At 70.6% G+C, this 12,558-nt stretch carries 12 protein-coding genes; 7 read left to right on the forward strand and 5 right to left on the reverse strand.

Translation table 11 applies throughout. The features are described 5' to 3' along the window. From JKV81_RS19650 to JKV81_RS19665, 4 genes are all read right to left on the reverse strand, one after another. On the reverse strand, positions 1-1,098 hold a 1,098-nt coding region (locus JKV81_RS19650), incomplete at its 3' end, for a sensor histidine kinase (protein ID WP_202076960.1). Continuing rightward, entirely contained in the window at positions 1,098-1,898 is an 801-nt protein-coding gene (locus JKV81_RS19655) for an SAM-dependent methyltransferase (RefSeq protein WP_202076961.1), read from the reverse strand. The genes JKV81_RS19650 and JKV81_RS19655, both read right to left, overlap by 1 nt. 51 nt (positions 1,899-1,949) lie before the next feature. Then, positions 1,950-2,654 (reverse strand): glycerophosphodiester phosphodiesterase, encoded by a 705-nt coding sequence (locus JKV81_RS19660; RefSeq protein ID WP_202076962.1) that lies wholly within the window; start codon positions 2,652-2,654, stop codon positions 1,950-1,952. Positions 2,655-2,677: 23 nt separating this feature from the next. Next, positions 2,678-3,712: an adenosine deaminase gene (locus JKV81_RS19665; protein WP_124274931.1), complete on the reverse strand. Its 1,035-nt coding sequence runs from the start codon at positions 3,710-3,712 to the stop codon at positions 2,678-2,680. A gap of 119 nt (positions 3,713-3,831) precedes the next feature. On the opposite strand from JKV81_RS19665, the gene JKV81_RS19670 reads away from it, so the two are divergent. Beyond that, complete coding sequence (locus JKV81_RS19670) at positions 3,832-4,548, forward strand: DUF4190 domain-containing protein (protein ID WP_124274932.1); 717 nt, start codon at positions 3,832-3,834, stop codon at positions 4,546-4,548. A 68-nt stretch (positions 4,549-4,616) separates the two neighbouring features. On the opposite strand, the gene ybiA is transcribed toward JKV81_RS19670, so the two are convergent. After that, complete coding sequence (gene ybiA, locus JKV81_RS19675) at positions 4,617-5,156, reverse strand: riboflavin biosynthesis intermediates N-glycosidase (RefSeq protein ID WP_372444205.1); 540 nt, start codon at positions 5,154-5,156, stop codon at positions 4,617-4,619. Positions 5,157-5,374: 218 nt separating this feature from the next. On the opposite strand from ybiA, the gene JKV81_RS19680 reads away from it, so the two are divergent. From JKV81_RS19680 to JKV81_RS19705, 6 genes are read left to right on the forward strand one after another with little or no spacing between them, the layout of a single operon-like run. Beyond that, on the forward strand, positions 5,375-6,889 hold the full coding sequence (locus tag JKV81_RS19680; RefSeq protein WP_129265705.1) for a gamma-aminobutyraldehyde dehydrogenase: 1,515 nt from the start codon (positions 5,375-5,377) through the stop codon (positions 6,887-6,889). A gap of 48 nt (positions 6,890-6,937) precedes the next feature. Next, a complete protein-coding gene (locus JKV81_RS19685; protein ID WP_202076964.1) occupies positions 6,938-8,185 on the forward strand; it encodes a polyamine ABC transporter substrate-binding protein in 1,248 nt (415 codons plus the stop codon). 50 nt (positions 8,186-8,235) lie between these two features. Beyond that, positions 8,236-9,390 (forward strand): ABC transporter ATP-binding protein, encoded by a 1,155-nt coding sequence (locus tag JKV81_RS19690; RefSeq protein ID WP_129265707.1) that lies wholly within the window; start codon positions 8,236-8,238, stop codon positions 9,388-9,390. Then, positions 9,387-10,313: an ABC transporter permease gene (locus tag JKV81_RS19695; protein ID WP_129265708.1), complete on the forward strand. Its 927-nt coding sequence runs from the start codon at positions 9,387-9,389 to the stop codon at positions 10,311-10,313. Before JKV81_RS19690 ends, JKV81_RS19695 begins: the two co-directional genes overlap by 4 nt. Next, positions 10,313-11,116, forward strand: a complete 804-nt coding sequence (locus tag JKV81_RS19700; RefSeq protein WP_124274937.1) for an ABC transporter permease — start codon at positions 10,313-10,315, stop codon at positions 11,114-11,116. Before JKV81_RS19695 ends, JKV81_RS19700 begins: the two co-directional genes overlap by 1 nt. Before the next feature lie 21 nt (positions 11,117-11,137). Beyond that, positions 11,138-12,553, forward strand: a complete 1,416-nt coding sequence (locus tag JKV81_RS19705) for an NAD(P)/FAD-dependent oxidoreductase (protein ID WP_202076965.1) — start codon at positions 11,138-11,140, stop codon at positions 12,551-12,553. Positions 12,554-12,558: the final 5 nt, after the last annotated feature.

A 12,558-nucleotide genomic window follows, 5' to 3' on the forward strand; every position in this document is an offset into this window, starting at 1 on the left:
CTGCCCGGTGGTGCCGCCCGGCCCCTGCCCGGTGGTGCCGTCCGGCCCCTGCCCGGTGGTGCCGTCCGGCCCCTGCCCGTCGTCCGTCACGGTCACCGTCAGCTCGGCCGGGGCGTACGCCAGCTCGACCGTCACGCGGCTCGCGCGGGCGTGTCTGACGACGTTCGTCAGCGCCTCCTGCACGATCCGGTAGACCGTCGCCCCGGTGTCCGCGGGGAGCGTGCGAGGGCCTCCGGTCGCCACGTACGTGACCTCGATGCCGCCGGACCGCACCCGCTCCAGCAGGGCCGGCAGCTCCGCCACCGAGGGCTGCGGAGCACGGGGTGACGGCATGTCCTGCGGGCCGTCCTCCCGCAGCACCCCCAGCATCCGGCGCAGCTGCACCATCGCGTCCCTGCCGGTCTCCGAGATCGCGTCGAAGGCCGCCTCCGCCCGTTCCGGCGCCGTGCGCACGGCCACCGGGCCTGCCTCCGCCTGCACGACCATCAGGCTCACCGCGTGGGAGAGGATGTCATGCATCTCGCGGGCGATCCTGGCCCGTTCCCGCGCCGCCGCCCGCTCGGCCTCGATCCGCCGGGTCAGCTCCAGCTGACGCGCCCGGTCCTCCACCGCCCGAACGTACGCCTTGCGGGTGTCCGTGAACCGCCCGAAGGCGTACGCGGCGGCGAACACGAAGAGCGAGAAGAGCAGCTCCCTCGCCTCACCCGTGTTCCATGCCACCGAGGGGAACACCGCGGCCGCCACCAGCACGGCGATCACCAGCCGCCGCCGGGGAGGGGACAGCTCGGCCACCGTGTAGAACGCCACCAGCCCGGTGTACGGCAGCGGCTGTCCCGGACCGTCCACGGTGAACCTGTAGAGCGCGCCCGTCGCGAGCACCACCAGCAGCACGGCCACGGGTGCCCGACGGCGGGCCACCAGCGGCAGCACGGTCAGTGTCGTCAGCCCGTACGCCGTCCAGGTGGCCGGCGGCAGACCGGCCGAGCGGGGCACCACGAACGGCATGGTCACCGCGGCCTGCACCAGCAGTGCCACGCCGATGTCGGTGGCCCGGTCCGTACGCGGGACCCACCGCGTCCCGGGCCAGGATCTCCGCATCAGGGCTTCCGGCCCACCGCGCCGAACTGGGCGACCTCGGGCCCCGAGGCCCCCGCCCGCCAGCGCGAGCAGGACACGATGCCCGGCTCCAGGAGGTCCAGCCCGTCCAGGAACGACGCGAACTCGGCACGGCTGCGGGCGGTGATCGGCGGGGTGGCGTTCTCGTTCCAGAAGTGCATCGCGGCCTCGTTGCCCTCACCGCCCAGCTCCAGCGTGGGATGGGTGAGCACCAGATGGCTGCCGGGCGGCAGGGCGTCCATCAGCGTCGTCACGATGCCCCGCGCCTCACCCGTGTCCAGGACGAAGTTGAGGATGCCCAGCATCATCACCGCGACCGGGCGCCGCAGGTCGAGGGTGTGCCCGGCGGCGCGCAGGATCCGCTCCGGGTCCCGGGCGTCCGCGTCGATGTACTCGGTGGCGCCCTCGGGCGAGCTGCTGAGCAGGGAGCGCGCGTGTGCCAGGACGATCGGGTCGTTGTCGACATAGACGACGCGTGCGTCGGGCGCGGTGTGCTGGGCCACCTCGTGGGTGTTGTCCACGGTCGGCAGTCCGGTGCCTATGTCCAGGAACTGGCCGACCCCCGCGTCACCGGCCAGATGCCGCACCACCCGCCCCAGGAACGCCCGGTCGGCGCGGGCCACCTCTCCGATGCTCGGATACAGGCCGGTCACCCGGTCGCCCACCACACGGTCCACGGAGTAGTTGTCACGGCCGCCGAGCCAGTAGTTCCACACCCGGGCGTTGTGGGCGATGTCGGCACGGACACGGGAGGGCGCGGTGCGGGGGCCGGGCTCGGTCACGTCTGCTCCAGGGATCACGGACGGTACGGACCGCCCATGATGCCGGACCGATCAAGAGGCCCCGGAGGAAGGGGAGTTCGCCAGCTGGACCCGGAGCGCGTCGATCCGGTTGGTGGTGATCGAGTCGGCGCCGTACGCGATCAGCCGTCGCATGGTGCGCCGGGTGTCCGCCGTCCAGGTGGAGACCAGCAGCCCGTCGGAGTGGACCCGGTCGGCCAAGTCGCGGCTCAGCAGCCCGAAGCGGTAGTTCAGCCAGCGCGGACGCACCGCGTCGAGCAGGACGGCGCGCGGAGGGGCGAGGGTGGTCCAGGTCAGCGCGATCTCGGCGGACGGATCGGCCGCGCGCACCTTCAGCATCGCGTGGGTGTCCGCGCAGTAGTACGCGCGCTCGCGCGCCCCGCACTCCCGCACCACCCCCACGGTCTCCCGTACGGACGTGTCGGTCGCGCCGGGCAGGTCGATCATGACCCGGCGGTCGCCGGCGGCGGACAGTGCCGCACGCAGGGTGGGCACGCCGCCGCCGGTCCTCTCCTCCAACTCCCGGTGGTCCAGCCGGTCGATGCGGACGTCGTGGCCCCACAGCCGCTCCAGCGTGGCGTCGTGGAGCAGCACGGGCACCCTGTCCCGGGTGAGGCGGACGTCGATCTCGACGGCGTCCGCTCCCTGCTCCACGGCGGAGCGGATCGAGGGGAGCGTGTTCTCACGGGCGCGGTAGGGATCGCCGCGGTGCGCCACGGCGGTGACAGTGGTGGTCATGGGACCATTGTGTCCGGCCGGGGTCACCGGCCCGGGGCCTCCAGCCAGTTCGTCGTGTACGTGTCGATCTCGGCGGCCAGCGTCCGCTTGCCGGCCGGGTCCAGGAAGGAGGCCTCCACGGCGTTCTTGGCCAGGTCGGCCACTCCGCGCTCGTCCAGGCCGAGCAGCCGGGCCGCGACTCCGTACTCGTTGTTGAGGTCGGTGCCGAACATGGGCGGGTCGTCACTGTTGACCGTGACGAGGACGCCGGCCTCGGCCATCTCCTTCATCGGGTGCCGGTCGAGGTCCGTGACCGCCCGGGTGGCGATGTTGGACGTGGGGCAGACCTCCAGGGCGATGCGGTGCTCGGCGAGGTGGGCCAGCAGCTCCGGATCCTGGGTGGAGCTGGTGCCGTGGCCGATGCGCTCGGCGCGCAGCGCGGTGAGCGCGTCCCAGACGGTCCCCGGGCCCGTGGTCTCCCCGGCGTGCGGGACGGAGTGCAGGCCCGCGGCGATGGCGCGGTCGAAGTACGGCTTGAACTGCGGGCGGTCCACCCCGATCTCGGGCCCGCCCAGGCCGAAGGAGACGAGCCCCTCCGGCCGCAGGTCGACGGCGAGCCGGGTCGTCTCCTCGGCGGCCTCCAGGCCGGCCTCGCCCGGGATGTCGAAGCACCAGCGCAGCACGGTGCCCAGCTCGGCCTCGGCCGCCTTGCGGGCGTCCTCGATGGCCTCCATGAAGCCCTGCTCCGGGATCCCCCTGCGGGTCGAGCTGAAGGGGGTAACGGTCAACTCCGCGTACCGGATGTTCTGACGTGCCATGTCCCGGGCGATCTCGAACGTCAGCAGCCGGACGTCCTCGGGGGTGCGGATCAGGTCCACCACCGAGAGGTAGACGTCGATGAAGTGCCCGAAGTCGGTGAAGGTGAAGAAGTCCGACAGCGCCTCCGGATCCGTGGGGACCTTGGAGTCGGGGTGGTGGGCGGCCAGTTCGGCAACGATGCGGGGGGAGGCCGAACCGACGTGGTGCACGTGGAGCTCGGCCTTGGGCAGCCCCGCGATGAAGGGGTGCAGATCGTTCATCGGATACTCCCGGATCTCTGGTGTCAGGCCGGGCGCACCGGCTGCACCGATCATCGTAGGCGGGGCCCTGCGGCCCGATGCCGGGCCGTAGCATGGCGGGACCACGATGGGGGAGGCCCATGTCAGACAACACACAGCAGCCCGGGGGCGAGGGCGCGCGGCGCGATCCCTGGGCTCCGCCGGACAACAGGGTCGAGCTGGGCAAGCAGCAGCAGCCCGCGGACGCGGTCCCGCCCGCCGTGCACGACCAGCCCACGGTCACCGCGATGCCGGGCGCCGACCCGTCCACCGGGCCCATACCGTCCCAGGCCGGGTCCTTCGGCCCGCAGCAGCCCCCCGTACCCGCACCGCCGGTCGGGCCGAACGGGCCCGGGGACCCGGGGCAGTACGGCTATCCGGCCGCTCCGGCCGCACCCTCCGCGGCGTACGGCTACCCGGCCGCTCCCGCCGCTCCCTCGGCCGCGTACGGCTACCCGGGATACCCCGGCTACGGCGGCCAGCAGGCCTGGGGCCCCGCACCCTCGAACGGGCTGGGGATCGCGGCGATGGTCCTCGGCATCATCGCCGTGGTCGGCTTCTGCATGTGGGGACTGGGTATCGTCCTCGGCATCCTCGCCCTGATCTTCGGCATCATCGGCCGCGGCCGTGCCAAGCGGGGCGAGGCGACCAACGGCGGCATGGCGCTCGCCGGGATCATCCTGGGCTCGGTCTCGATCGTCATCAGCGCGGTCTTCCTCGGATTCCTGATCTGGGCCATCGCCAACGAGGAATCGGGCAGCACCTACGACTACGACGACCCCTACTCCTCGTCGCTGGTCGTCGGCGCCTCCCGCTGACCCCTCCGTGACCGGCCGCCCGTGGCCGGGCCGGGGGCCGAGCGCCCCGGGCCCGGCCACGGGCCGTGTCACCCCGCGCGCAACCGCGTGCGCGCCTCCATGAGCGCGAAGCCCAGCAGATTCAGCCCTCGCCAGGAAGCGGGGTCCGCGGTCCGCGGATCGTCCTTGGCGAGCCCGATGCCCCATATCCGGTCCACCGGGCTGGCCTCGACGAGCACGCGCTCCCCGGTGTCCAGCAAGTACGCCCGCAGCGCCGGGTCCTGGCCGAACTTGTGCACGCTGCCCTCGACGACCAGGGCGAACCGCTCCCGCACCCACGCGGTGTCGTCGAAGTCCCTGACCAGCCGGCCGACCTTCTTCGCCGCCGCCGGGGTGCGCGCCACCACCGCTTCGGCCTCCGCCTCCGCGTCCCCGAAGAGCCGCGCCTTGCCGGCCATCATCCAGTGCTCGGCCGACGCGTAGGTCACCTCGCCGACCGTGAACGGCGCCGGCCACCACTGACTGAGACAGCTCTCCCCGAGCCTGCCGTCCGGCCGGGGTCGATGTCCCCAGAACGGCAGGTACTTCACGTTCTCCCCGCGTGCCGTGCGCGCCAGGAGTGCGTCCATGTGTTCCTGTCCCATGGCAGCCGAGTCTGGCATCCGCCACTGACAGCCGGTACAGGGATTTCCGTACGCACGAGACACATCGTCGACAGATTCCGTCGCGTAACCAAAAGGAAACAACGGAATCACTTGTTGGTGGAGGTCCCCTCTGTCAGGATCGGCACTCAATTCGACAAGAAGCTACGCCGCCCCTGGTCACGGGGGCAGCGGAGGAGAACGTCATGGGCAACGGTTTCCAGGTGCAGGACCGCTTCGCCGCGGGTGCGCAGTACATCGGCGGCCGGCTGCGCCCCGGCACATCGGGACGCCACCAGGACGTGGTGGACCCGGCGACGGGCGCCACGGTCCTGCGCTACGAGCTCGCGGGGACCGACGACGTCGATGCCGCCGTGGCCGCCGCCCGCGAGGCGTTCCCCGGCTGGTCCGGGCTCACCCCGGCCGAACGCTCCGAGGCCCTGCACCGCTTCGCCGCCGTACTCGCCGCGCGGGCCGAGGACCTCGCGTACGCCGAATCCCTCCAGTGCGGCAAGCCGCTCAAGCTCTCCACCGAGTTCGACGTCCCCGGCACGGTCGACAACGCCTCGTTCTTCGCCGGGGCCGCCCGTCACCTCGAAGGGAAGGCGGCCGCCGAGTACAGCGGCGACCACACCTCCTACGTACGCCGCGAGGCGCTCGGTGTCATCGGCTCGATCGCGCCCTGGAACTACCCGCTCCAGATGGCCGCCTGGAAGATCCTCCCGGCGGTCGCGGCCGGCAACACCATCGTGCTGAAGCCGGCCGAGATCACCCCGCTGACCTCGCTGATGTTCGCGCAGGCGGCCACGGAGGCCGGCATCCCCGACGGTGTGATCAACATCGTCTCCGGCGCCGGACGGGACGCCGGCGAGCACCTCGTGAGCCATCCCGACGTCGTGATGACCTCCTTCACCGGCTCCACCGCCGTCGGCAAGCGGGTCGCCGAGCTCGCCACCGCGACCGTCAAGCGCCTGCACCTGGAACTCGGCGGCAAGGCGCCGTTCCTCGTGTTCGACGACGCCGATCTCGACGCCGCGGTCCAGGGAGCCGTCGCCGGAGCGCTCATCAACACCGGCCAGGACTGCACGGCTGCCACCCGCGCCTACGTCCAGCGCCCCCTCTACGACGCGTTCGTGAGCGGGGTCGCCGCCCTGATGGAGAGCGTGCGGCTCGGCGCCCCCTTCGGCCCGTCGACCGACATCGGACCGCTGATCAGCCATCAGCAGCGCGACCGGGTCGCCGGATTCGTCGACCGTGCCCGCGCCTACGCCACCGTCGTCACCGGCGGCGAGGCCCCCGGGGGCGAGCTCGCCGACGGTGCCTACTACCGGCCGACCCTGATCACGGACGCCGCCCAGGACAGCGAGATCGTCAGCGCGGAGATCTTCGGCCCCGTCCTGGTGGTGCTGCCCTTCGACACCGACGACGAGGGCATCCGCCTCGCCAACGACACCCCGTACGGACTGGCCGCCTCCGCCTGGAGCACCGGGCTGTACCGGGCCAACCGCGCCACCCGTGAACTCAGGGCGGGCTGCGTGTGGATCAACGACCACATCCCGATCATCAGCGAGATGCCGCACGGCGGATACAAGGCCAGCGGCTACGGCAAGGACATGTCGTCGTACTCCTTCGAGGAGTACACGCAGGTCAAGCACGTCATGTACGACAACACCGCGGTGGCCGGGAAGGACTGGCACCGCACCGTCTTCGGGGACCGATAACAGCGGCCGCCGGCCGGCGGCCCCACCCACCCGGAAGGGCACACGCGTATGGAGCAGTACGAGCCCGAACGCCTCTCCGCACCCCAGCTGGCCGCCATGAGGCGCAGCCTCAAGGACGGCAGGGGTGCCCTCACCCGCCGTTCCCTCCTCCGCGCCTCCGGCACGGGAGCCCTCGCGCTCGGCGGCCTCGGGGTGCTGAGCGCGTGCGGCATCCCGCCCGCCGCGCGGGCGGGGGACGCCTCGGCCTCGGACGACCACTCGGCGGCGGAGAAGCAGGTCAACTTCTCCAACTGGACCGAGTACATGGACGTCAGCGAGGACGAGAAGAGCCGTCCGACCCTGGACGCCTTCACGAAACGCACCGGCATCGCGGTCAAGTACACCGAGGACATCAACGACAACGTCGAGTTCTTCGGGAAGATCAAGCCGCAGCTGGCCGCCGGCCAGGACACCGGCCGTGACCTCATCATCGTCACGGACTGGCTGGCCGCCCGCATCATCCGGCTCGGCTGGGCGCAGAAGCTCGACCACGCGTACCTCCCGCACGCCTTCGCCAACCTCTCGGCCCAGTTCCGCAGGCCCGACTGGGACCCGGGACGCGCCTACTCCTATCCGTGGACCGGCATCCCGACCGTCATCGCGTACAACGAGAAGGCGACCGGCGGCCGGAAGGTCGACTCCGTCACCCAGCTCCTCGACGACCCCAAGCTCAAGGGCAAGGTCTCCTTCCTCTCCGAGATGCGCGACTCGGTCGGCATGACGCTCCTCGACATGGGCAAGGACCCCGGGTCGTTCACCGACGCCGACTTCGACGCGGCGATCGGCCGGATGCAGAAGGGCGTCGACACCAAGCAGATACGCCGCTTCACCGGCAACGACTACACCGCGGACCTCAGCAAGGGCGACATCGCGGCCTGTGTGGCCTGGGCGGGCGACATCATCCAGCTCCAGGCCGACAACCCGGCGATCAAGTTCTCGATCCCGTCCGCCGGCTACATCACGTCGAGCGACAACATGCTCGTCCCGGCGGGGGCACGGCACAAGACGAACGCCGAGAAGCTCATGGACTACTACTACGAGCTCCCGGTCGCGGCGCAGCTGGCCGCCTACATCAACTACGTCTGTCCGGTGGACGGGGTCGCCGGTGAACTCGCGAAGATCGACGAGTCGATGGCGTCCAACACGCTGATCCTCCCCGACAAGGCGATGGCCGCGAAGTCGCGGGCCTTCCGCTCCCTCGAGCCCGACGAGGAGACGGCGTACGAGGAGAAGTTCGCCAAGCTCATCGGCGCCTGAACGGCCCGTCCCCCTCCCGATCTCCCCCGACACCACTGGGACCGCGACCCATGACACAGCAGCAGACAGAGGGCGGCGACGTCCGTCTCACCGGGATCAGCAAGACCTACGGCTCCTTCACCGCAGTGCACCCCCTCGACCTGACCGTCCCGCAGGGCTCCTTCTTCGCGCTGCTCGGCGCGTCCGGCTGCGGCAAGACCACCACCCTGCGCATGATCGCGGGGCTGGAGGAGGCCACCACGGGCACCGTCTCGCTCGGCGGCCGCGACATCACGGACCTGCCCCCGTACAAGCGGCCCGTCAACACCGTCTTCCAGAGCTACGCGCTCTTCCCGCACCTCGACGTCAGCGAGAACGTCGCCTTCGGACTGCGCCGCCGCGGCATCAAGTCCGTGAAGAAGCAGGTCGGCGAGATGCTGGACCTCGTCCAGCTCGGTGACTTCGCCCGGCGCAAGCCGCACCAGCTCTCCGGCGGCCAGCAGCAGCGCGTCGCCGTGGCCCGCGCGCTCATCAACCACCCCCAGGTCCTCCTCCTCGACGAGCCCCTCGGCGCCCTCGACCTCAAGCTGCGCCGCCAGATGCAGCTCGAACTCAAGCGGATCCAGACCGAGGTCGGCATCACGTTCATCCATGTCACCCACGACCAGGAGGAGGCCATGACCATGGCCGACACCGTCGCGGTGATGAACGGCGGCCGGGTCGAACAGCTGGGCGCCCCCGCCGACCTGTACGAGAACCCCCGGACCACCTTCGTGGCGAACTTCCTCGGCACCTCCAACCTCATCGAGGGCGAGATCGTCTCCACGGGTACGGACGTCGTCGTCTCGGCCGGCGGCGGGAAGCTCAGGCTGCCCGGCGGACGCTGTCCGTCCCCCGCGGAGAGCGGGGGCAAACTGCTCGTGGGCGTCCGGCCGGAGAAGATATCCCTGGCCCACACCGACGACGCCGGCGCGATACCCGAGGGGCGCAACCGGGTCACCGGCCGCATCACCGACTCCAGCTTCATCGGCGTCTCCACGCAGTACGTCGTCGAGAGCCCCGCCGGCACGGCGCTCCAGGTCTACGAGCAGAACATCGAGCGCGACGGGCGGCTCGTCCCCGGCGCCGACGTCGTCCTGCACTGGAACCCGGAGCACACCTTCGGGCTCGACGCCGCCCAGTCCATCGACGCGGGCGTCGCGGAAGGCCTGGAGGACGCGGCGTGAGCGTGACCGAGGCGCCACCGGCGCACCCCGCGGAGGAGGCCGAGGTCCGCAAGCCGTCCACCCGCAGGCGGCTCGTCCCCTACTGGCTGCTGCTCCCCGGCATCCTGTGGCTGCTCGTCTTCTTCGCGCTGCCGATGGTCTACCAGGCGTCGACCTCGGTCCAGACCGGATCGCTGGAGAAGGGCTTCGAGGTCACCTGGCACTTCCGGACGTACTGGGACGCCCTCGCCGACTACTACCCGCAGTTCATCCGCTCGCTGCTCTACGCGGGCACCGCCACCCTCCTGTGCCTGCTGCTCGGCTACCCGCTCGCGTATCTCATCGCCTTCAAGGCGGGCCGCTGGCGCAACCTGGTGCTCGTGCTGGTGATCGCACCGTTCTTCACCAGCTTCCTGATCCGGACGCTGGCCTGGAAGACGATCCTCGCGGACGGCGGCGCGGTCGTCGACGTGCTGAACACCCTGCACGTCCTGGACGTCACCTCCTGGCTCGGCTGGACCGAGAACAACCGGGTCCTGGCCACCCCGATGGCCGTCGTCTGCGGTCTGACGTACAACTTCCTCCCGTTCATGATCCTTCCGCTCTACACCTCGCTGGAACGCATCGACGGCCGGCTGCACGAGGCCGCGGGCGATCTGTACGCCACACCCGCCACGACCTTCCGCAAGGTGACCCTGCCGCTGTCCATGCCCGGGGTCGTCTCCGGCACCCTGCTGACGTTCATCCCGGCCAGCGGCGACTACGTCAACGCCGAACTCCTCGGCTCCACCGACACCAAGATGGTCGGCAGCGTCATCCAGACCCAGTTCCTGAGGGTCCTGGACTACCCGACGGCCGCCGCGCTCTCGTTCATCCTCATGGCGGTCGTCCTGCTCGTGGTCACCGTCTACATCCGCCGCTCCGGGACGGAGGACCTGGTCTGATGTCCGTACTGCGTACGCTCCGCCGGAACCTGGTCGTGATCGCGGGTCTGCTGACCCTCGCGTACATGATCCTGCCGAACGTCGTCGTGATGGTCTTCTCCTTCAACCGGCCCAGGGGGCGCTTCAACTACGCCTGGCAGGAGTTCTCCCTCGACGCCTGGAAGGACCCCTGCGGCGTCGCCGACCTCTGCGGATCGCTCTCCCTCTCGCTGCGGATCGCCGTCTGGGCGACCGTCGGCGCGACCGTGCTCGGCACGATGATCGCCTTCGCGCTGGTCCGCTACCGCTTCCGGGCGCGCGGCGCGATCAACTCGCTGATCTTCCTGCCGATGGCGATGCCCGAGGTCGTCATGGCGGCCTCGCTGCTCACCCTCTTCCTCAACATGGGCGCCCAGCTCGGCTTCTGGACCGTCCTGATCGCCCACATCATGTTCTGCCTCAGCTTCGTGGTGACCGCCGTCAAGGCCCGTGTGATGTCGATGGACCCGAGGCTGGAGGAGGCCGCCCGCGACCTGTACGCGGGACCCGTCCAGACCTTCGTCCGGGTGACCCTCCCGATCGCCGCGCCCGGAATAGCCGCGGGGGCGCTGCTCGCTTTCGCGCTCTCCTTCGACGATTTCATCATCACCAATTTCAACGCGGGTTCCACGGTGACCTTCCCCATGTTCGTCTGGGGATCGGCGCAGCGTGGAACACCCGTACAGATCAACGTGATAGGCACGGCCATGTTCGTCATTGCCGTCACGGTGGTGCTCGCCGGACAGCTCATCGCGAACCGGCGTAAGAGCAACGCGGGAAAGTAGAATCCGAAGGAGTTGGAAACCATGGCCCCGGATGCCATGCGTACGGCCGCACGATCACTCTCCGACGCCCGCCCCCTGGCCTATTGGCTGGACGATCCGGGAAAGCCGGGGGCCCTTCCCGCGCTGACCCGCGACGAACGCTGCGATCTCCTGGTCGTCGGCGGCGGCTACAGCGGTCTGTGGACCGCGCTGATCGCCAAGGAACGCGACCCCGGGCGCGATGTCGTCCTCATCGAGGGCGACGAGGTGGGCTGGGCGGCCTCGGGCCGCAACGGCGGATTCTGCGCGGCCTCGCTGACCCATGGCCTGGCCAACGGCCTGGAGCGCTGGCCGGACGAGATCGGGAAGCTGGAGGAGCTGGGCGCGCGGAACCTCGACGCCATCGAGGCCGCCGTCGCCCGCTACTCGCTGGACTGCGACTTCGAGCGCACCGGTGAGATCGATGTGGCCACACAGCCCCACCAGCTGGACGAGCTGCGGGAATGGCACCGCAGGACCGAGGACCTCGGCCTCGGCGGGCTGGAGTTCCTGGACCGCGACCGGATGCGCTCCGAAGTCGACTCGCCGACCTTCCTGGGCGGCCTGCTGGACCGGCACGGCGTCGCCATGCTGCACCCGGCGAAGCTCGCCTGGGGTCTGAAGGAGGCGTGTCTCGGACTCGGCGTACGGATCTACGAGAACACCCGGGGCCTCGAACTCGTCCGCTCGGGCGCGGGCACCGCCGTGCGCACCCCGTACGGCAGGGTGTTCGCCCGTGACGTGGCGCTCGGCACGAACATCTTCCCCTCGCTGGTGAGGCGGGTGCGCCCGTACACGGTCCCGGTGTACGACTACGCGCTGATGACGGAGCCCCTGAGCGCGGACCAGCTCGCCTCGGTCGGCTGGAAGAACCGTCAGGGCCTGGGGGACAGCGCCAATCAGTTCCACTATTTCCGGCTCTCCGCGGACAACCGGATCCTGTGGGGCGGATACGACGCCGTATATCCGTACGGCGGCCGGCTGAATTCCGCGCTGGACCAGCGGCCGGAGACCTTCCTGAAACTCGCCGGGCAGTTCTTCGAGTGTTTTCCGCAGCTTTCCGGTGTGCGTTTCAGTCATGCCTGGGGCGGTGCGATCGACACCTGTTCCCGGTTCTCCGCATTCTTCGGTACGGCCCACCGCGGCCGGGTCGCGTACGCCGCCGGGTACACCGGACTCGGCGTCGGGGCCACGCGCTTCGGCGCGGAGGTCATGCTCGACCTGCTCGGGGGCCGGGAGACGGAGCGGACCGCGCTCGGCATGGTCCGCTCCAAGCCGATGCCCTTCCCGCCCGAGCCGTTCGCCTGGACCGGCATCGCGCTCACCAAGAGGTCCCTGGCCCGCGCGGACAGCCACGGCGGCCGCCGCGACCTCTGGCTGCGGACCATGGACCGGCTGGGTCTCGGCTTCGACAGCTGAGCACG

Origin of the sequence: Streptomyces silvae (assembly GCF_016745505.1) — a bacterium.
GTDB classification, from domain to species: Bacteria; Actinomycetota; Actinomycetes; order Streptomycetales; family Streptomycetaceae; genus Streptomyces; species Streptomyces silvae.